At 74.7% G+C, this 19,418-nt stretch carries 15 protein-coding genes; 7 read left to right on the forward strand and 8 right to left on the reverse strand.

The window, feature by feature from the left end; translation table 11 throughout:
• Positions 1–53: 53 nt before the first annotated feature.
• Positions 54–2,624 (forward strand): BTAD domain-containing putative transcriptional regulator, encoded by a 2,571-nt coding sequence (locus tag ABZ495_RS31600; protein ID WP_359839286.1) that lies wholly within the window; start codon positions 54–56, stop codon positions 2,622–2,624.
• A 143-nt stretch (positions 2,625–2,767) separates the two neighbouring features.
• Here the strand turns inward: ABZ495_RS31600 and ABZ495_RS31605 are convergent, their stop codons facing one another.
• From ABZ495_RS31605 to ABZ495_RS31615, 3 genes are all read right to left on the reverse strand, one after another.
• On the reverse strand, positions 2,768–3,715 hold the full coding sequence (locus ABZ495_RS31605; RefSeq protein WP_359839288.1) for a hypothetical protein: 948 nt from the start codon (positions 3,713–3,715) through the stop codon (positions 2,768–2,770).
• A 147-nt stretch (positions 3,716–3,862) separates the two neighbouring features.
• A complete protein-coding gene (locus ABZ495_RS31610) occupies positions 3,863–6,580 on the reverse strand; it encodes an AAA family ATPase (RefSeq protein ID WP_359839290.1) in 2,718 nt (905 codons plus the stop codon).
• An 870-nt stretch (positions 6,581–7,450) separates the two neighbouring features.
• Positions 7,451–7,720 carry a hypothetical protein gene (locus ABZ495_RS31615; protein WP_329490266.1) on the reverse strand — a complete coding sequence of 90 codons (270 nt, stop codon included), beginning with the start codon at positions 7,718–7,720 and terminating at the stop codon, positions 7,451–7,453.
• Positions 7,721–8,007: 287 nt separating this feature from the next.
• Between ABZ495_RS31615 and ABZ495_RS31620 the strand changes: the two genes are divergently transcribed.
• Entirely contained in the window at positions 8,008–8,940 is a 933-nt protein-coding gene (locus ABZ495_RS31620; protein WP_329490265.1) for a LuxR C-terminal-related transcriptional regulator, read from the forward strand.
• A gap of 17 nt (positions 8,941–8,957) precedes the next feature.
• Here the strand turns inward: ABZ495_RS31620 and ABZ495_RS31625 are convergent, their stop codons facing one another.
• Both ABZ495_RS31625 and ABZ495_RS31630 read right to left on the reverse strand, forming a co-directional pair.
• Entirely contained in the window at positions 8,958–9,773 is an 816-nt protein-coding gene (locus ABZ495_RS31625) for a 4'-phosphopantetheinyl transferase superfamily protein (RefSeq protein ID WP_359839292.1), read from the reverse strand.
• A 329-nt stretch (positions 9,774–10,102) separates the two neighbouring features.
• Positions 10,103–11,482, reverse strand: a complete 1,380-nt coding sequence (locus ABZ495_RS31630) for a sensor histidine kinase (RefSeq protein ID WP_359839294.1) — start codon at positions 11,480–11,482, stop codon at positions 10,103–10,105.
• A gap of 566 nt (positions 11,483–12,048) precedes the next feature.
• Between ABZ495_RS31630 and ABZ495_RS31635 the strand changes: the two genes are divergently transcribed.
• On the forward strand, positions 12,049–12,990 hold the full coding sequence (locus ABZ495_RS31635) for an ABC transporter ATP-binding protein (RefSeq protein WP_359810606.1): 942 nt from the start codon (positions 12,049–12,051) through the stop codon (positions 12,988–12,990).
• Positions 12,991–13,049: 59 nt separating this feature from the next.
• Here the strand turns inward: ABZ495_RS31635 and ABZ495_RS31640 are convergent, their stop codons facing one another.
• On the reverse strand, positions 13,050–13,967 hold the full coding sequence (locus tag ABZ495_RS31640; protein ID WP_329490261.1) for a transcriptional regulator: 918 nt from the start codon (positions 13,965–13,967) through the stop codon (positions 13,050–13,052).
• Between the two features lie 563 nt (positions 13,968–14,530).
• The gene (locus tag ABZ495_RS31645) at positions 14,531–14,824 is read right to left on the reverse strand and encodes a hypothetical protein (protein WP_329490260.1); all 294 of its coding nucleotides are present in this window, start codon (positions 14,822–14,824) and stop codon (positions 14,531–14,533) included.
• 256 nt (positions 14,825–15,080) lie between these two features.
• On the opposite strand from ABZ495_RS31645, the gene ABZ495_RS31650 reads away from it, so the two are divergent.
• The gene (locus ABZ495_RS31650) at positions 15,081–15,848 is read left to right on the forward strand and encodes an alpha/beta fold hydrolase (protein ID WP_359839296.1); all 768 of its coding nucleotides are present in this window, start codon (positions 15,081–15,083) and stop codon (positions 15,846–15,848) included.
• A gap of 310 nt (positions 15,849–16,158) precedes the next feature.
• On the opposite strand, the gene ABZ495_RS31655 is transcribed toward ABZ495_RS31650, so the two are convergent.
• The gene (locus ABZ495_RS31655) at positions 16,159–16,377 is read right to left on the reverse strand and encodes a DUF5988 family protein (RefSeq protein WP_329490258.1); all 219 of its coding nucleotides are present in this window, start codon (positions 16,375–16,377) and stop codon (positions 16,159–16,161) included.
• 355 nt (positions 16,378–16,732) lie between these two features.
• On the opposite strand from ABZ495_RS31655, the gene ABZ495_RS31660 reads away from it, so the two are divergent.
• From ABZ495_RS31660 to ABZ495_RS31670, 3 genes are all read left to right on the forward strand, one after another.
• On the forward strand, positions 16,733–17,179 hold the full coding sequence (locus ABZ495_RS31660; protein ID WP_329490257.1) for a hypothetical protein: 447 nt from the start codon (positions 16,733–16,735) through the stop codon (positions 17,177–17,179).
• Positions 17,180–17,391: 212 nt separating this feature from the next.
• Positions 17,392–18,717: a sensor histidine kinase gene (locus tag ABZ495_RS31665; RefSeq protein ID WP_359839298.1), complete on the forward strand. Its 1,326-nt coding sequence runs from the start codon at positions 17,392–17,394 to the stop codon at positions 18,715–18,717.
• Positions 18,702–19,364: a response regulator transcription factor gene (locus ABZ495_RS31670; protein WP_329490255.1), complete on the forward strand. Its 663-nt coding sequence runs from the start codon at positions 18,702–18,704 to the stop codon at positions 19,362–19,364. Before ABZ495_RS31665 ends, ABZ495_RS31670 begins: the two co-directional genes overlap by 16 nt.
• Positions 19,365–19,418: the final 54 nt, after the last annotated feature.

Consider the following 19,418-nt stretch of genomic DNA (forward strand, 5'->3'; position numbering starts at 1 on the left):
GAGCACAGCGAGTACGAGGGGTGGGCCCGGTGAGGTTCCGGATCCTGGGACCGATGGAGATCGAGGGCGGCACGGGCCCGCACACACCGCGGGCGGCCAAGCTGCGGGTCGTCCTCGGCACCCTGCTGGTCCACGCCGACCGGGTGGTCTCGGTCGACAGCCTGGTCGCCGAGCTGTGGCGGGACGAGCCGCCCCGCACGGCCACCGCCACCGTGCACGTCTACGTCTCACAGCTGCGCAAGCTGCTGCACGCCGCCGACCCCGACCGGGGCCGGGAGCTGCTGCGCACCCAGTCCCCGGGCTACCGGCTCTGCGTCCCGCCGGACCGGCTCGACCTGTCCGAGTTCGAGCGGCTGCACCGGCGCGGCCGGGAGGCGCTCGCCGCCGGCCGCCACCGCGCCGCCGCCGACCTCCAGCGCCGGGCCCTCGCGCTCCGGCGCGGCCCGCTGCTCTCCGACACCCCGCACGGGCCGCTGCTCGAAGGGGCCGCCGCCCGGCTCGCCGAGGCCGGCGTCGCCGCCCTGGACCAGCGGATCCGGGCCGACCTCGAACTCGGCCGGCACCACGAACTGATCGCCGAACTACGGTCGCTGGCCGCCGAACACCCGTTGCGGGAGGAACTGCACGGCCACCTGATCCTGGCCCTGTACCGGGCCGGGCGGCAGGCCGAGGCGCTGGAGGCCTTCGCCGAGCTGCGCCGGACGCTGGTCGCGGAGCTGGCGATCGAACCCGCGCCGCCGCTGCAACGCCTGCACCGGCGGATCCTGGCGGGCGATCCCGGGCTGCTACGCACGGCGGCGGGCGGCGGCCGGGCCGCCGCCGTGGCCGTCCGGCCCGGGCACGAGAGGGCGATGCCGCCCGCCGACCCGGTCTTCGCGGGCCGCGGCACGGCCCTCGCCCAGGTCGAGGAGCTGCTGCGGGACGCCCCGGCCGGATCGTTCGTCGCGGTCGCCGGGCAGCCGGGGGTCGGCAAGACCGCGTTCGCCCTGGAGGCCGCCCGCCGCAGTGACCCGTCCTTCCCCGACGGCCGGCTCTTCCTGGACCTCCACCCCGAACGAGGGCGGCCGTTGCGCGCCACCGAGGCGATGTCCACCCTGCTGCGACGGCGCGGGGTACGGCCGGCGAAGGGCGCCGGGGCGGGCGAGCTCCGCGCCGCCTGGCAGGCCCAGCTGGCCGGTCGTCAACTCCTCCTGGTCCTCGACAACGCCGACTCCGAGGCGCAGCTGCGCCCGCTGCTGCCGACCACCGGCGGGAGCAGCGCGATCGTCACCGCCCGCCGGCTGCCCGCCGGGCTCGGCGGCATCCGGCCGGTGCTGCTGGACACCCTCGATCCCGAGGAGGCGCGGCTGCTGTTCGCGGCGGCCGCCGGCCCGGAGCGGGAGGCGGCCGAGCCCGCCGCCGTCCGCGAACTGCTGGAGCTGTGCGGGCGGCTGCCGCTGGCCGTCCGGGTCGCCGCCGCCCAGCTGACGGCGCGCCCGCACTGGAAGGTCGCCTGCCTGGTGGACCGGCTGCGGGACGAACGGTACCGGCTCGGCGAGCTGCGGATCGGCGAACTCGACGTCCGGGAGCCGCTGTTGCGGGCCTACCGGGACGCCCGGCCGGAGCTGCGGCAAGCCTTCCGGCTGCTCGGGCTGCTACCGGCCGGCCGGTTCGACCGCGCGACGGCCGCTGCGGTGCTGGGCCGCTCCCCCGCCGAGACCGCTCGCCTGCTGGACGGGCTGCTCGACGACCGGCTGCTGGCCACCGACCGGACCGGCCACCACCTCCCCGAGCTGCTGCGGGTCCTGGCCGTCGAACGGCTCACGGAGGAGGAGGACCCCCAGGACATCGGGGACGCGATCGAGCGGCTCTGTGCGGAGCACGCCCGCGCGGCCGAGCGGGTCACCGCCGCGCTGACGCACGCCCGGCCCACCGGGGAGGAGCCGCACGAGCCCGCCGGCTGGTTCACCCGTGAGCGGGAGGCGCTCGTCCGCGCCGTCCGGCAGGCCCACCGGGCGGGGCGGCCGGCCGCCGTCGTCCGGCTGGTGGCGGCGCTGGACGGCCACCTGGAGACGCACGCCGCCTGGGACGCCTGGGCCGAGACGCACGCGCTCGCCCTGGACGCGGCCCGGCGCGGCGGCGACCGCGGGGCCGAGGCCCGGACGCTCCGCTCGCTCGGCGATCTCGCCTGGCAGCAACGGCGCCCGGAGGAGGCCGGGGAGTACTACGGGCTGGCTCGCCGGGTCGCCGAGGAGACCGGTCACCGGGCCGAGCTGAGCCGGGCCCTGGTCGGCCTGGCCGAACTGCGGATGGACGCCGGGGACGGCGCCGACGCCGACGCCCTGCTCGCCTCCGCCCACGCCACCGCGCTCGCCGACGACTCCGGACCGGCCGACCCGCGGGCCCGGTTCGACGTGCTGCGCGCCCTCGGACTCCACGCGCTCGCGGCCGGTGACCACGCCCGGGCACACGCCCGGTTCACCGACTGCCTGGACCTCGCCCGCACCCTCCACGACCGCCGGCTGGAGTCCTTCGCCCACCGCGCCCTGCGCACCGCCCGGCCCGGCCCGGGCGACCACCTGGAGGTCCGCCCCGGCGTCTGGCGCCTGCCCGCCCCCGGCCGCCGGGCCGAGCCGGCGGGGTAGCCGAAGGGGTAGCCGAAGGGCGGCCGGGCCCGGCGGGGTGGGCCGGCCGGTCCGAGGTACGAGGGGCATCGGAGCGCCGACCGTCGGGACCGGGCCGAGTGCCCCGGCGGCGGGCGGGCGAGATCACACGCCGGCCGGGCCGGTCAGGGTCCGGCCAGGCGGGTGGCCAGGGTGGCGAGTTCGGTGCGCCAGGCGATGGTCAGCGGGGCTGCGGCGACGACCCGCCGGGTGCGGTCGAGGAGGTGGCCGATGGTGCGCTCGGCGCGGTCCGGGTCCTCGCCGCCCAGCAGCATCTCCCGCAGCAGGTCGCCGTACCAGTCGCGGTCCCCGCTGCCGCTGAGGAAGCCGCGCACCCGCCAGGCGGCGTGCAGCAGGCGGGCGTAGTCCTGGTACACCACCGCCAGGTCGCCGCGGCCCGCCAGCGCGGCACCCATCAGCAGCGGGTGCTGGAGCGCGTACCAGCCGGTGCCGCAGCCTCGGGCGCAGCCCGCGAGGCAGCCGGCCGGCCACGGGTCGGCGAGGTAGCTGCTGGACAGCTCGGAGTCGACGTAACTGCCGCCCAGCCGGCCGATCCGCAGGTCGTGCCAGACCTGCCGGGCGGCGTCCGGCAGGCCTGCGGCGAGCCGGTCGGCGAGGGCCGTCGCGAGGTCCCCGATCAGGGAGGCCATGCCGACGCCGAACCCCTGGGCGTCACCGCACCAGCCGTTGCGCTCGTGCTCGGCCGCGTGCCGGACGTGCAGGGTCGGCGCGCCCTGCCGGAGCGGGGCGTTCTCCCGGGCGTCGCGGCGGATCAGGTAGCAGGTGTCGAGGAGTTCGAGGGCCGCCGCCGCGTCGACGGCGGGGCCGCCCGCCGGATCGCCGCCCGCCGCGAGGTAGCCGGTGAGCAGCACGGTCGGCCGGATCCGTTCGCCACCGGCGGCGACCAGGTCGGCCAGCGCCTCCACCATGCCCGCGGCCGGCGGGTCGACGGCCCGGCAGCGAGCGTGCTCGGCATGGAGCTGACCCCGCAGCCGCTTCTCGACCCGGGCCAGCATGCCGGTGCGCAGCACCTCGGGCAGGGCCGCGTCCGGCGGACCGGTGTGCGTCGTCATGGTGTCTCCGTGGGTAGGCGCGGCGTCGCACCGGGCCGGTCCGGCGGTCGGCCGGTCCGGCCGACGCCGCGGGCCCGGGGGTCTCCCGCCGCCGGTCCTGGCTGTTCACCGCGGTGCCGGACTCCCGTCACCCGGTCCGCCGGGCCGTCACACCCGGCCGCCCGAGCCGAGCAGGTGGAGTTCCGCGGGCAGTTCCCGCCGGCAGGTGATGTTGAGCTTGCGGTAGACCCGGGTGAGGTGCTGCTCGACCGTGCTGACGGTGATGTAGAGCTTCATCGCGATCTCGCGGTTGGTGTGGCCGTGCACCGCGAGCATCGCCACCCGCTTCTCCGAGTCGCTGAGCCTGGCGTGGAGTTCGGCGAAGTCGACGCCCCCGCACCGGGTGTCCTCGGACGGCCCGCCGGGTCCGCCAGGGCCGGGGGCGATCTGCTCGCACAGGGCTTGGGCGCCGCACTCCTTGGCGAGTTGCCAGGCGCGGCGGCCGACCATGCCGGCCCGGTTGGTGTCGCCGAGTTCCTTCAGCACCCGCGCGAAGTCGGCGAGCGTGCGGGCGAGTTCGTAGCGGTCCTCGGCCTCGTGCAGCTCGTCCACCGCGCGGGCGAGCAGCGCGTGCCGCTCGCGGGGCTCGCACAGGCCCGCCCGTACGCGCAGGGTGAGGCCGCAGATCCACGGGTGGGCGGCGTCCCGGTGGGCGAGCTGCTCGGCGATGAGCCGGGCGGCCTGCGGGACTTCGCCGAGCCGGATCAGTGCCTCGGCCGCGCCGCTGCGCCAGGGCATCAGCAGCGGCCGGTCCAGGCCCCAGCGCTTCAGGCTGCGGCCGATGTCGAGGAAGTCGCCGAGTGCGGCGTGGAAGCGGTGGGTGGCGAGGTGGTACTCGCCGCGGGCCCGCAGGTGGGCGAGGCCGTGGATGCTGCCGGTCAGGCCTTCGGGCAGCGGGCGGCCGAGTTCGCGGGCGGCGGTGTCGTGGCGGCCGGCGGCGGTGGCGGCCCGGATCAGGGTGGCCGCCACGCCCCCGGCGTAGACGCTGCCGCCGCGTTCGGGCAGCAAGGCCAGGGCGGCCTCGGCCCGCCGCTGGGCGCCCGCCAGGTCGCCCTGCCGGAGCAGGGCCTCGGCGTGCAGGGCGGTGAAGGTGGTCTGCCAGCCGGGTGCGCCGCGCCGGACGGCCTCCTCCAGGAACACCTGGCACCAGGGCAGGGCGCGGGCCGGGCCGTCGGTGGCGAGCAGTGCCCGGACGGCCTGCACGATCGGGGCGGCGGTGCCGTCGCCGAGCGTGGCGCCGCGCAGGAAGGTCTCGGCCGCGGCCCCGGCCGCCCCGTCCGCGGTGTACTCGGGGACCGCCCACAGGGTCGCGGGCCCCTGGGTGCGGGCGGGCAGCGGTTCGCCGGGCCGGGCGCCCGCGGCCGACGGGGCCGGGCCGGCCCACCGGGGGAACGCCGAGAGGCCGTCCAGCGGGTCGGCGCCGCGGCCGAGCCGGGCGGGCTGTCCGGCGCGCTCGGCCTCGCGGGCGGCGGCCAGCCGTTCCAGGGCCTGGCCGGCCTCGTCGATCCGGCCCTGTTCGGTGAGCAGCCGGGCGAGCGGTCCGAGCCGGGCCGGGCCGAGCCGGCCGGCCCTGAGGGTCTCCAGCGGTCCGGCGAGGCTGCGCTCGGCGGCACTGGGGTTGGTCCGCCAGGTGATGGCGGCGAGCATGGTGCGGAACTGGGCGCGCTGTTCGTCGTCGGCCCGGCCGCGGTGGGCGAGTTCGAGGCAGGCGGCGGCCCGGTCGGTCGCGCCGTCGGCGAGCAGTTGCTCGGCGGCGGTGGAGAGCACCGCCACCGCCCACGGCAGCTCGGTGGGGCCGACGGCGAGGAGCTGGGCGGCCACGGCGGTGGTCGGGGCGCCGTCCTGGTAGGCGAGTTCGGCGGCGCGGCGGTGCAGGGCGGCCCGGTCGTCCGGGTCCATCCGGTCGAGCACCGCCTGCCGGGCGACGGGGTGGCGGAAGCGGTAGCCGTCCAGGATGCCGGCGGCGCCGAGCGTGGCGCTGCCCCGGACGACGGCGCCGTCGGTGCCGCCGAGCAGGCGGACGGCCAGTTCGCGCGAGCCGAGCTCGCCGAGGACCGCGACCACCTCGGCGAGGCGGCGCGCGACCGGTCCGCAGCGGGTCAGGCAGGCGAGGACGGCCTGGGTGAAGGCGCCGCCGAGTTCGGGGGCGCGGCCGCCGGCCCGGTGCTCCTCGATCAGGGCGCGCAGCAGCAGCGGGTTGCCGCCGGCGGCGTCGGCGGGCGGCGGGGTTCTGCCGTCGGCCGGGGAGGCGGCGAGTTCCGTGCGGACCAGCCGGTCGACGGCCTCGGGGCGCAGCCGCTCGGCCCGGATCCGGACGAAGCTGCGCTGGCGCAGCAACTCGGTGCCGTAGACGGGGTCGTCGCCGCGCTCGTGGACCGACTCGGTGCAGACCAGCAGGACGCGGGCGGCGCGGGTGCGGCGGACCAGGTGGAGCAGGTACTGGCAGGACAGGTCGTCGATGTGGTGCAGGTCGTCGATGCAGATCACGGCCGGCGTGGTCTCGGCCAGCCGGTGCACGGCGGCGCACAGGGACTGCATCACGTCGATCCGGGACGGGTCCGGCGCCCCCGCCGGGTCCGGCAGGGATCCGGCGGGGGCGGCGGCGAGCAACTGGCCCAGCACACCGAGCGGGAGGTCGTGCTCGACGGCGGTGCCGATGGCGCGCAGCACCACCGCGCCGGAGGCGGCCGCGCGTTCGGCGACCGTCTCGACGAGTTCGCTCTTCCCGCAGCCGACCGCGCCCTCGATCAGGACGATCCTGGGGGTCCCCTGCAGGCTGTCCGCGAGGGCGGAGTCCAGTACGGCCAGTTCTCGTTCACGGTCCATCAGCACTTTCGGCCCCCGGCTTCGTCCGCGTCACGGTCGGCGCGCCCGCCTCACGGCGATCGCCGGAGAGTCGTGGGCGCGGTTGAGACTTGCCACCCGGAAAGTGATCCGCCGGCGGTTCGAGTCTAGGCAGGCGGGACCGCCCGGACGGGCCGCCGAGGGCCGTCCGAAAGCTGCACGGCAACAACTTCCCCCCGCCTCGACGGCGGCTGTCCGGGGCGGGGTGACGAGGGGTCGGGTCGGGTACGGCGGGGGCCCGACCGGCCTGCGCGCGGACCGACTTGTGTGCGGACCGACTTGTGTGCGGACCGGCCTGCCCGCCGATCGGCCTACGAGCCGACCGGCCTGCGCGCGGAGCGGTCTGCGCGCGGACCGACTTGCCGCGACCGGACGCGGTGGTTCCGGCGGGTGTCGGGGAAGGGGTGGCACCCGGGCGCCGGCGCACCGGCGGGCGGGAGGCTGCCGGGCGCCGCGTCCGGGGCGAGTGGCCGTCAGGTCCGGGCCGCGCGCCGGCGGGCCGGCCCACGTCGGCGGCGACGACCGGTCGGGCCGCGGCAGCGCGGAGTTCGACGGCGGGCCGCCGGGCCACCCGGTGCGTGACGGGCGGGCCGGGACCGGAGAGCGGAGCGGGGGCCGCGGGCCGCGGGCCGGGAAGGGCACCGGCGGCGGCGCGAGCGCCGGGGCGAGGGAGTACACACCTCGGGGCGCTCGGAGCGGGTCGTGATCGGCGGGCGGGGAACGACTCACCGCGCCCGCCCCGGTGGGCCGTCAGCCGGCGGGCGGGGTGCCGCCGGGCGGCCGCCGGCCGGGCCGGGGGCGTCCGGGCACCGCCCCGCACCCCCGGCCGGTCCGACGGGTGTTCGCGGGGGATCAGCCCCAGCGGTCGTCGTCCTCGGTCGCGGTGACCTTGAAGCCCAGGCGCGCGTCGGCGGCCTTGATGAGCAGTTCCTTCTTCAGGCCCCAGTCGTCGCTCGCGACGGGGGACGGTATGAGGTGGGTGATCCCCCAACGGTCGTCTCCGGGGCCGGTGACACCGACGCCGGAGGCCGAGCTGTGGCCGAGCCCGAGCAGGGTTGCGACACCCACCGCGAGCAGGGCGCTCTTCGCCGCCACCCGAATCCTGATGGTCGAGACCTTCATCTTGTCCCCCAAGCAGTCGGAACAGGTCGGAAACTCCGGCAGGGCGACGGCCGCACAGCCTTTCACCGCTTGCCTGGGCTCTACTCTGCCGCGCGGACGACGCCCGGTCCGAGCGGATCACCATGGCGTAAAGTTGCATGGCAGGAACTTCGCATTCCGACGGGGGCTTCAGAGTGTTCGGACACCCACAGCTTCAGACCGGCTTCGCCGAACTAGACGATCTGAGTGCGAGCGCCTATGGACACGCCGTCGAGTCGGGCCGCTTCGACCGGAATGCCATCGCCGCCGTGCTGAAACTGGACGAGGCCGAGGTCAGCCGCATCGAGCAGGTGCTGCGGCTGATGCACCTGCTGCAGCCGAGACCGGGCGACCCGAACGTCCTGGTGCCGGTCAGCCCGGACGTGGCCGCGGCCGACCTGGTCGGGCCGGCGGAGCATCAGATCCGCGACCTGCGGCAGGCGGTCACCGACGTCCGCAGCAAGTTGCTGTCGCTCAGCCCCCTGTACTTCGAGGGCCGCCGGCTGCGCAACCGGTTCGAGGCGTTCGACGTGGTCACCGACGTCGACGCGATCCAGAACATGCTCGACCACCTGGGGCAGACCTGTCGCAAGGAGGTGCTCACCGTCCAGCCGGGCGGCGCCCGCCCCTCCACGCTGCTGCCGGCCGCGCGCAAGTCCGCCGAAGGCATGCTGGAGCGCGGGGTGCGGATGCACACCATCTACCAGCACACCGCCCGCAGCGACCTCCCGACCAAGGCGTACGTCCGTGACGTCACCGCGATGGGTGCCGAGATCCGCACCGCGGACCAAGTGATCGACCGGATGCTGATCTACGACCGCGAGACGGTGTTCCTGCCGGTGCGCACCGCGGACGAGGAGGAGTCGACGGGCGCGGCGATCGTCCGTGAGCCGACCCTGGTGGCCTTCCTCTGCGCGGTGTTCGAGCACCTGTGGGACAGCGCGACCCCGTTCGTCTACGACACCCCGACCACGGACGACCTCAAGCAGTCGATCATCCGGCTGATGGCCCGGGGCTACAAGGACGAGATGGTGGCACGCCGGCTGGGCATGTCGGTGCGCACCTGTCGTCGTCACATATCGGAGATCACCGAGGAGCTGGAGGCCACCAGCCGCTTCCAGGCCGGGTACAACGTGGCGATGGCGGGTCTGCTCGGGAAGGGTCCGGCGGGCGCCGAACCGCCGCCGAAGCCGCCCGCCTGACCGGTCACGGGCTCGCATCACGCGCGGTCGTGATCGGGCCCGGTTGTCATATTCATGTCTTCGAGGGAGTCGGGCCCGGCGTCGTAGACCGCGACGCCGACCCGGTACCCGCTGTCCAGTTCGAAGGTGTGGAACCCCCACTCCTCGCCGGTCCCGGTGCTGCCGTCGGGTCGCCGCACCGGGACGGGCCGGCCGTCCGGACCGAAGCCGAACTCCGTGAAGTCGAACCGCATGCCCTGCCCGGTCGCCTTCCGGTACGCCTCCTTGAGGGTCCACAGCCGCACCAGGGCCGGGTTGCGCTCCTCCTCGGCCTGCGCCGCCAGCGTGATCAGCTCGTACGCGGTGCACACCTGGCGGCTCAGGCCGCCCTGGTGCATCGGGCGCTCGGCGGGCTCGGCGTCCACCCCGATCAGGCCCCGGGTGGTGATGCCCAGCAGCAGCAGGCCGTCGGCCTGGCTGAGGCTGATGTCCACCCGGTCGCAGCCGCGCAGGTACGGCCGGCCGGTGGGGCCGTACGCCAGCTCCGGGGCGTCCGGGCCACCGTCCGGGAGGGCGGCGGCGGCGTGTTCGAGCAGCGCCCTGGAGGCGGCGTGGCGGTGGCGCACCTCGGGGTGGGCGAGGTCCAGGTAGCGCGACCGGTCCCGGTCGAGCGGCCCGCGCGGTTCCCCGCCGCCCGGCGGGACGGGCACCAGGTCGGCGAGATCGGCGTGGACCACGGCGGTGCCGTACGCGGCCAGGTCGGCGCGCACCCCGTCCCAGGACCCGCCGAGGGCGGCCACCCGCCTGGGCCGGCCGACCGGCGGTCCGATCGTGGAGTTTCCCGGGTCGGTCATGCTCGTCGCTCCAGAACTGGGTGGGTCGTTGCGGGGCCGCGCGCCTGCGGGAGGGCGCGGTGACGGGTGGGGACGCGGTGACGGGTGATCGTGCGGTGGGCGGGGTCCGTCGACGCCCCGGAGCGCGGCGCACGACGGCCCGGGCCCGCGCGCGCCCCGGGAAGCTGACGGAATGTGACATGACACCCCCTCGGGTCGTCTCCGGTCCTGCGGGTCCCGCACACCGGGCCCGTCGTACGCCCCGATGGTCGCGCGGACCGCTAAAGCCCCGCTTAGGTGCGGGATTTCTCGCGATCGGTGCCCGGGGCGGCCGCGAACCCCGTGGGCGGTCAGCGGCAGGGGCGGCCCGCCCCGCCCGAGGTGGCGGCCCCGGGCGCGGACAGCGCGCACGGCAGCTCCATGGTCAGCCGGGTCGGGCCGCCGGGCGGGCTGCTCAGGGTGAGCGTGCCGTCGAACGCGGCGAGCCGGCACTGGATGCCCCGCAGCCCGCTGCCCAGCCGGGGGTCCGCGCCGCCGTGGCCGTCGTCGGCCACCTCGGCCCGCAACCGCCCGGCGGCGTGCGAGAACTCCACGCTGGCGCGCCGGGCACCCCCGTGCTTCACGGCGTTGGCGAGCGCCTCGCTGACGGCGAAGTAGACGGCCGACTCGACCGGCGCCTCGGCCCGGCCGGGGACGTCGGCCCGCACCTCGACCTTCAGCGGGACGTCCAGGGCGAGGGCGCGCACCGCGGCGACGAGTCCCCGCTCGGCGAGGACCGGGGGGTGGATGCCCCGGACCAGGTCGCGCAGCTCCTGGAGGGCCCGGACGACGTTCGCCTGGGTCTCCGACACCAGCTCCTTCGCCGCCTGCGGATCGCGGTCGATCAGCGCCCCGACCGCGCCGAGGCGCAGGCCGACCGCGACCAGCCGGGCCTGGGCGCCGTCGTGCAGGTCGCGTTCGATCCGGCGCAGTTCGGGAGCCCGGACCTCGCCGAGGTCCGGGCGGCCCCCGACCGGCGGCTCGCCCCGGCCGGTCGGCGCGGCCCGCTCGGTGGGCCCGAGCAGGGAGGTCGGCACAGCCCGCTCGGTGGGCCCGAGCAGGGCGCGGGTCCAGCGGCCGTGCAGGCGCAGCACCCGCTCCGCCAGACCGAGGCCGGCCGCCGCCAAGGCGAAGCCGAGGAGCGCGGTGTCGGCGCCGTCCAGCGGGAGGAGGGCGGTGTGCAGGGCCGGCTGCGCGAGGCCGGCCAGGCCGCAGCCGACCAGGAGCAGCGGGACGGCGGCGGTCGCGCCGCCGATCAGCGGGTTCAGCAGCACCCAGAGGTAGTCCCGCCAGGTCGCCGGGTCGGTCCAGAGCCAGCGGACGGTGCGGGTGTCCCCGGTGGGCCGGCCGCACCGCTGGTGCTCCCCCGCGGTCGTCCTCCGGAGGGGCGGCGGGCGCTCCGGCTCCGGGCGCGGCAGGTAGGGCGACGGCACGGGCACCCCGGACCACGCCCCGGCCAGCCGCCGGGCGAGGCCGGCCGCCGCCCTGGTGAGTCCGGTGACCGCGGGGAACAGCGGGAAGACCCCGAGGCAGAACCAGAGCACGAAGCCGAGCAGGGTCGTGACGAGCAGTCCGAGCGCGGGCGGGACGAGGACGGCCAGCACCGCCAGCCGGCCGAGGGCCGTCGCGTGCCCCCGCGCCCGGGCGACGGCGGGCAGGCCCGTCGGCCGCTCGGCCGCTGGGGACGGCATGCTGCTCACGGCTCCTCCGGCGGTCGGTTCGGTAGCGTCCGCTCGACGCCGTCCACTGCGGTGGTCGCTCCGGGACCTTCGGCTCCGACAGTAGGGCGCACGGGCGGCGGCCAAGAGCCACTCGGCCACCCCTTAGGGGTAGCGGCGGCCCCGACCCCTGTTCGCGGGCCCCGGAACAGGGGTGCCCGTCGCGAAGTCAGGGGTTCGCCACCGCACGGCCGGCGCCCGGTGTCCGGTCCCGCGCCTTCCCGTGGTTCGTGCACCGAGGTCGTTCCGCTCGCCGGTCCGTTCGACCGATCCGCCGGGAGCACACTCGCCCCTCCCCCGGATTCGGCGATTTCCGATCGTTTTCCCTCCTCCTGCCCATTCCACCGGTCGTCTTGTGCACGGAATCGATTCGGTGGGATATCCCTGGGGCGTCTTGAAATCGAACAGTCAGGAAAGCCGGTGGGGGTAGGCCCACTGCGTACGGGGCATAGCGGGGTGGCCGGGCGGCCGGGCGAACCGTAGGTTTTCCAGTCCGGGCCGACACCGGCACGCGCAGCCAGCATTCGAAAGGACAACCGATGTCCGTGGTGATCGAGGTGCGGAACCTGCACAAGACGTACGGTGACCGGGTCGCGGTCGATGACGTCTCCTTCTCCGTCGAGGAAGGTGAGATCTTCGGGATTCTCGGGCCGGCTGGTGCGGGCAAGACCACGATCCTGGAATGCCTCGAAGGGCTCCGGGACCGGGACGGCGGCCGGATCGAGGTGCTCGGCCGCGATCCCCGGCCGGAACGGACCGGGGTGACGCGGCAGATCGACGCCCGCCTCCAGGACGACCGGGCACCCGACCACCCGCGGATCGCGGAGGCGCTGTCGCTCTTCAGCTCGTTCTACCGCGACCCCGGCGACTGGCAGCGGCTCATGGACGCGCTCGGCTTCACCGCCGGGAGCGGGACCGAGACCACCGGGAACGGGACCGAGGTGGCCGGTCCGGCGTCCGGTCGGCCGGACCAGCGGCCGGACCAGGTGCTGGCGAGCGCGCTGGAGCAGGTCGGGAACCCGAAGGTGGCGGTCTTCGACGAGCTGACCACCGGGCTGGACCCGCGGTCGCGGCGAGACACCTGGGAGCTGATCGAGGCCGTTCGCGCCAGTGGCGTCACCATCCTGCTGGTCACCGGTTCCTGGGAGGAGGCCGAGCGCCTGTGCGACCGGGTCGCGCTGATCGACCGGGGCCGGCTTACCGTCACCGACACGCCGGCCAGGCTGCTGGAGCGCGTCCGGAGCGGGCAGCGGATCCAGTTCCGCCCGTCCGCCCCGTTCGACCACCGCCTGCTGGCGCGGCTGCCCGAGGTCAGCGGCGTCAACCGCCAGGGCGACCACGTCGTGGTGACCGGCACGGACGAGGCACTGGGGAAGGTCACCTCGCTGCTGGCGCGGCACCAGGTCCTGGCCGAGAACCTCCGCGTCGACCAGGACGCCCTGGAGGCGTTCCTCGGTCTGATCAGCAGGCGCTCCGCCTGAGCCCGCACGGGGGCGCGCGGACCGCGGCGCCCCCGGACACCGTCCGGCCCGGTGCCGCCCTACTCGGCGGCGACGACCTGGGCCCGCCGGTTCAGCTCCTGGGCGAAGTCCTCCCAGATCTGGGAGTTCTGACGGGAGAGCTGGACGATCAGCTCGATGCAGTGCGAGGGCACGGACGCGCAGATGTCCGACATCTCCTTGGCGCCCAGCACGTTCTCCTTGAACATCCGCAGCAGCCGTCGGCCCAGCTCGTTCTGACGCAGCGACGGGTCCCGCATGAGCTTCTCCAGCGTGACGGTCGAGGGCGGACCGACGACGACCGGGGTGCGGTCCGGCTGCTGCTCCCGGGCGGAGCCCGCCGGGGTCCCGGCGGGGGTCCGCTGACAGGGCACGGGACCCTCCCCGCGCTCCAGCCGCCGGCGCACGTCGAGCGCCGTCGCGGGCGAGACGCCGGCCGACCGGGCCACCTGGCGCAGCGAGGCCTCGGGGTTCTCCCTGATCAGCTCCGCCACCCGCAGCCGCCCCGTCGCGCCGTTCAGCGGTCGGACCTTGCCGTCGCGCCCCACCCGGAAGTTCGAGGCGGGCACGCAGTCGGAGGAGCGGCGCAGCTCGGCGACCGCCCTGGCGCCCAGTCCGGTCGACTTGGCGACGGCGCGGTCCGACATGGTGGGGTGCGACTTGAGGATCCGCAGCGCGGCCGCGTTGCGATCGGCCTGCGACAGCGGAAGGCCGTGCTCGATGTTCGACTCGACCGCCTTGAGGAACGCCTCCTCGCTGCTGCCGTCGAAGAACCTGACGTCGATCGCGTGGCGCCCCTTGAGGGAGGCCGCCATCAGCCGGTGGATTCCGTCGATCACCCGCATCGTCCGCCGGTCGACCAGAATCGGCGGCAGCGGACTCTCGATCGCCGCCAGCCGCAGGACGTGAATCTTGTCCTCACCCTCCAGACGCGGTGAGTCCCCGGGCAGGATCTGCATGATCGGAACCGAGACGATTTCCGACTCGCCAATCCAGTGCTCATCAATTCTGAGCGGCATGACACTGTGGGCTAGAAGTCCCATACTGCACCCCCATGACAACTCGGTCGAGTCATTTGCAGCGGAAGCGGAAGCTGTCTGTTCCGGCAGGTCGGCAGCCGGAGGAACGTCGCACCGACCCCCAAAAGTCAATAGCGTTCGATCGGATTAACCAGAACCGCACGCTAGCAGCCCCGGACACCGCCCCGGAAGCTTCCGCCTGGGGATATAGGGGTCCCCTCACCGGATGTAAGGGCCCCCCGATTCCCCCCTCCTGCCGGCCTGCTCCGGCCGCGGCCGGCCCCTGCCCGGGGAGGGCCGGAGGTGCTCGACGGGGTGGCAGGGGGTGCTCCACGGCGTGGCCGGAGGTGCTCCACGGGGTGGCCGCGGCGGCCGACCGCCGGCCGCACGGAAAACGCGGCGAAGCTCCGGTCGGGGTGACTCGAAAGTTCACCCTCGGCCGGAGCTCCGCCGCGCTCACACCCACCGCCACCTGGGCGGTTTCTTCGTCTCGTGCCGACAGGCTAGGCCGCCTCGGCGGCCGCCTCCTCGACCGGCGCCTGCGGCACCGCCGGGACGCTGAGGCCCGGGACCGTGAGGTCCGGAACCGTCTTCACCGTCTCCAGGGCCGACTCGATGGCCTCGGCCAGGGAGGGCGCGACCTCGTCGTCGAACTCGATCCTCGTGACCGGGACCTCCGCGTTGGTCGGAAGCGCATCGGTCGAGAAAGTCGCGCCGGCGAAACCCGCGTCCTGCAGGATCGTCGATTCCTCGTCGGAGATCTCCCGACTGAGCACCAGAGAGAACTTGTGTCCCACGTACGTCACCTCTCAATGTCGCCGCGTATTTTGGAACAGTAACCGGGATCATCGGGGCAACGCAACAGGCAGCCACGCTCCCTCGGTCCAAAGGAATACCAGTCGGCCGGCCGCCCGGCCACCGTTCAACTGCCGCCCGCTCGCCAGTTGAGCGGATAACGCGGGGCCGGGCCCGCCGATCTCCTTGCCGCCGTTCCGGCAATTCGCTATGTTCGGGTTCAATTGACAATCCGGTATGACGACCTTCTGGAGTGGCATGTCTCGGCCTTCGCCCGGAGATGAACTGTGGTGCCGACGTTTTCACCCTGCCGAAAACGCGACCGCCCGACTCGTATGCCTCCCGCACGCGGGCGGCTCGGCCTCCTTCTACCTTCCGGTCTCGGCGGCACTGAGCCCCGCGGTCGACGTCCTCGCCATCCAGTACCCGGGACGGCAGGACCGGCGGATGGAGCCGGCCATCGACGACCTGGCGGTCCTCGTCGACCGCCTCTACGAGGTGCTCCGGCGCCAGCCGGAACTCCCGCTCACCTTCCTCGGCCACAGCATGGGGGCCGTCATCGGGTTCGAGCTGACCCGTCGGCTGGAGGCTGACGGGCACGCTCCGGTGCGGCTGTTCGCCTCCGGGCGCCGCGCGCCGTCGACGGTCCGGCAGGAGAACACCTTCCGCAGTGACGACGCCATCCTGGCCGAGGTCCGCCGGCTGAGCGGCACCGCGTCGGCCCTGCTCGGGGACGAGGAGATGATGCGGGCCGCGCTGCCCGCCCTCCGGGCCGACTACACGGCGGTCGAGGGCTACCGCTGCGCGCCCGGGATCACGGTGAACAGCCCGATCACCGTGCTGACCGGCGACAACGACCCCAAGACCACCCTGGACGAGGCGAAGGCCTGGGCCGAGCACACGACGGCGGAGCTCGACCTGCGGGTGTTCGAGGGCGGGCACTTCTTCATCAGCGAGCGGAGCAAGGACGTCATGCAGGTCCTCGTCGAGCACTTCCGGGGTGCGGGTGCCCGGACCGCCGGCTGACGGTCCGGCCGCACCACCCGGCGACTCCCGCCCCCCGGGGCCTCCATGGCCCTCCGGCCCCGCAACCGCCCTACACGTCCGGGCGGTTGCGGGGCCTTCGCCGTCCGTCCCGCCGGGCCCCTCGCGCCCGCCGCGCTCCGCCGCCGGCTCGCCGACCGTTCGCCGGCCGATCGACGCCGGCCGCCCGCGGACCCCCAACACGCCGGAGCCGTGCACCGACCGGACGGTCCCGGTCGGTGCACGGCTCCGGTGCACGGTTCCGCTCTGCCGTACGCCGTCGACGTGCGGGTCGTTCGGCGTCCCGGTCGCGCTACTCGGCCACGTACGTGCTGTGGGTCCAGACGAAGACCCGCAGCTCGCGGTCGTCGACGAGAGTGGTCTCGGAACTGGCCTCGAAGTGCTCGTAGCGGTTACCGAGCGGGACCTTCACCTTGGTCGCACCGGTATCCGCCACATGGCGCAGCCGCTCCGCACCGGTGAGCACGGGGGCGCCGGTGAGGAACACGTTGGGTGCACCGTTGTCGTTCATGATCACCCTCACTTCTCTGGGGTTCGGGATTCCTGTTCTTCTCCGGTCTCGGTTCCTCGACGTCCCTCGACGAGGCGCGCGCGGTGGTTCCGCTCTCCCCCGGGGCCGGGTCGGCCCGGCCGGAAGAGGGAAGGGCCGGGTGCTTCGGGGGAGCGCACCCGGCCCTGGCCTTGCGCATGATCGTAACAATCCCAATCGCCCTTGGCCGTGCGGCAGTTGAACAGTCGAACGGCCTGCTCGGGAGGGCTCCGCGGGGAGTGGGTCCAGACCCACCCACCCGTACGGACAGACCCATGTCGGGGCGGGCCGGCGATCCGTAATGTCGTTAGCACAACGACACGAAGGAGCAGGAACCATGGCGAACACCAGCGACATCACGGCCTCGGCGGCGCAGCTCGGCGAGTCCCGCACGCAGGACGCATTCGACACCGTGAAGAAGTGCATCACGCTCTTCGGCGCCGTCGGCGCCATCGTCCTGGGCACGGTCGCCGTCATGGCGTTCACCGGCCACGAGGCCTCGCCGTTCATGTGGATCCGCGGCGCGATCCTCTTCCTGATCACCTTCCTGCTGCACCGGATGACGGCCCGCGCCGCCCAGGGCTCCTACAAGGCCTTCGACCGGGTGCGCACCCTCTCCACGATCATGCCGATCGCGATCATCGTCGTCGACCTGATCCCCGGCCTCTGCCCGGTCTGGTACGCCGTCCTCCAGGGCCTGTCCGCGCTGGCCCTGATCGGCGTCGCCGTCCTCACCCGCGGCTCCGCGCTGAGCGCCGTCTTCCCCGCCCCCGACAAGAAGTGACGTGCTGAGGACCTGCTCCGCCCCTCCGATGGCCGGACCCCCCTGGGCATCCGGCCATCCGGCGTCCGGGCCCCCGGTGCGCGCGGGACACCCGCGCGCGTGGCGTACCGGCAGCCCCGGTGGGGGACCCGCCCGGCGTACGTTCGCAGGTACCGCCTGAGGAACCGGCGCCCGGCTGACACAATGATCACCCTTGCGAAAGGAACTGGCAGATGCGGATACCGCTCGGAGGCAATCCCCTGCGGTGGGGCGCCGGGATCGGGCTCGGGCTGTACCGGTCCGTCGTGCTGACCGGCCTCACCTGTGTGATGGCCCTGGTCGCCGTGCCCGTCGCGGTGGCCGGCTCCGCCCTCGCCTACTCCTGGTCCGACGGACTGTCCGCCCCGCTGGCCGTCCGCGCGCTGGCCACCCTCGGGGAGACCCTGGTGGTGGTCCTCTGGGTCGCCGTGTCGCTCTGGGTGGTCCACCCGCTGACCAGCCGGGCCCTCGCCAGGGGCGCGCGCCACTGCGCGAAGAAGTGGCTCGACCTGGAGATCCGGGTGGCCTACCGCCCCGTCCCGCCGGTCACCAGGATGGCCACGGGCTTCTGGTGGGACGGTCACGAGTACCACAAGTCCGAGCGGGAGGCCCGCCGGCGGGCCAAGGTGCACGCCCGGTTCCACGACCCGCAGCTGCACTGGGACGGCGTCTGGTCCCTGGTCGCCTCGGTCACCGTACTCCCGGTCGCGGCCCTGCCGCTGCTCGCGCTCGGCTACGGCGGCTACATGGCGCTGACGCCCGCCCTCACCGGTTACGGCGTCGCCGTGATCGTGGCCGGCCTGGTCGGCGCCCCCTTCGCCTGGCGGATCCTGGGCCCGATGGCCCGGCGGTTCCTCGGGCCGGTCCCGAGCACCCGGCTCGGGCGGCGGGTCGAGGAGCTGGAGGCCATCCGCGCCGACCTGACCCAGACCCAGGCCGCCGAGCTGGAGCGCATCGAACGGGGCCTGCACGACGGCGCCCAGGCCCGGCTGGTGGCCATGGGGATGTCGATGGGCGCCGCCGAGCAGCTGGTGGACACCAACCCCGACGCCGCGAAGGCGATCCTCGCCGAGGCCCGGGCCACCTCCGCCACCGCGCTCGCCGAGCTGCGCTCGCTCGTCCGCGGCATCAACCCGCCCGTCCTCGCCGAACGCGGACTGGTCGACGCCCTGCGGGCCCTGGCCCTGGACTCCTCGGTGAAGGTCAACGTCTTCAGCGAGGTGCCGGCCCGGCCCGAACGCCCCGTCGAGTCGGCCGTCTACTTCTCCGTCGCGGAACTGCTGGCGAACGTCGCGAAGCACTCCCGCGCCGAACGGGTCAAGGTCGAACTGAACTACGCGGCACGGTTGCTGACTGCTACCGTGAGCGACGACGGAATCGGCGGAGCGGCCGCATCCACAGGGTCCGGGCTGAGTGGCATCGAGCGCCGCATGGCGGCGTTCGGCGGACGTCTGGAGATCGACAGCCCGGCCGGTGGACCCACTCGTATCACCGTGGCGGTGCCGTGCGAATTGTCGTAGCCGAAGACCTCTTCCTGCTCCGCGACGGGCTGGTGCGCCTCGTCGAGGCGTACGGCCACACCGTCGTCGCGGCCGTCGACTCGGGGCCGGCCGCGCTCGACGCGCTGGTCACCCACAAACCGGACGCGGCGATCGTGGACGTCCGGCTGCCGCCGACGTTCTCCGACGAAGGACTCCAGGCCGCACTCTCCGCCCGCCGGGTCGTCCCCGGCCTGCCGGTGCTGATCCTCTCCCAGCACGTGGAGCAGCTGTACGCGCGCGAGCTGCTCGCCGACGGCCACGGCGGCATCGGCTACCAGCTCAAGGACCGTGTCCTGGACGCCAACCAGTTCATGGACGCGGTCCAGCGGGTGGCCGACGGCGGCACCGCGCTCGACCCCACGGTGGTCGCCAAGCTGCTGGGCCGGCCGATGCGGGCCGACCCGCTCGCCACCCTCACCGAACGGGAGCGCTCCGTCCTCGCGCTGATGGCCGAGGGGCTCTCCAACACGGCGATCGCCAACCAGCTGTTCCTCAGCGAGGGCTCCATCAGCAAGTACACGACGGCGATCTTCGCCAAGCTCGGGCTCGCCAACGACGACGACACCAACCGCCGGGTCCGCGCCGTCCTCACCTACCTCGGCGCCGACGGGCAGGGCGAGGACTGAGCACCGGGCAGCCGGACAGCCGGACAGCACACGGCAGCGGCCCTGCGGGATGTC

The organism is Kitasatospora sp. NPDC005748 (assembly GCF_040630735.1).
Lineage (GTDB): Bacteria > Actinomycetota > Actinomycetes > Streptomycetales > Streptomycetaceae > Kitasatospora.

Bases quoted from the DNA above. Each gene is read 5' to 3' on its own strand.
- ABZ495_RS31600 (WP_359839286.1), top strand. From the start codon at position 54: ATGGAGATCGAGGGCGGCACGGGCCCGCACACACCGCGGGCGGCCAAG.
- ABZ495_RS31605 (WP_359839288.1), bottom strand. From the start codon at position 3,715: ATGACGACGCACACCGGTCCGCCGGACGCGGCCCTGCCCGAGGTGCTG.
- ABZ495_RS31610 (WP_359839290.1), bottom strand. From the start codon at position 6,580: ATGGACCGTGAACGAGAACTGGCCGTACTGGACTCCGCCCTCGCGGAC.
- ABZ495_RS31615 (WP_329490266.1), bottom strand. From the start codon at position 7,720: ATGAAGGTCTCGACCATCAGGATTCGGGTGGCGGCGAAGAGCGCCCTG.
- ABZ495_RS31625 (WP_359839292.1), bottom strand. From the start codon at position 9,773: ATGACCGACCCGGGAAACTCCACGATCGGACCGCCGGTCGGCCGGCCC.
- ABZ495_RS31630 (WP_359839294.1), bottom strand. From the start codon at position 11,482: ATGCCGTCCCCAGCGGCCGAGCGGCCGACGGGCCTGCCCGCCGTCGCC.
- ABZ495_RS31635 (WP_359810606.1), top strand. From the start codon at position 12,049: ATGTCCGTGGTGATCGAGGTGCGGAACCTGCACAAGACGTACGGTGAC.
- ABZ495_RS31640 (WP_329490261.1), bottom strand. From the start codon at position 13,967: ATGCAGATCCTGCCCGGGGACTCACCGCGTCTGGAGGGTGAGGACAAG.
- ABZ495_RS31650 (WP_359839296.1), top strand. From the start codon at position 15,081: ATGTCTCGGCCTTCGCCCGGAGATGAACTGTGGTGCCGACGTTTTCAC.
- ABZ495_RS31655 (WP_329490258.1), bottom strand. From the start codon at position 16,377: ATGAACGACAACGGTGCACCCAACGTGTTCCTCACCGGCGCCCCCGTG.
- ABZ495_RS31660 (WP_329490257.1), top strand. From the start codon at position 16,733: ATGGCGAACACCAGCGACATCACGGCCTCGGCGGCGCAGCTCGGCGAG.
- ABZ495_RS31665 (WP_359839298.1), top strand. From the start codon at position 17,392: ATGCGGATACCGCTCGGAGGCAATCCCCTGCGGTGGGGCGCCGGGATC.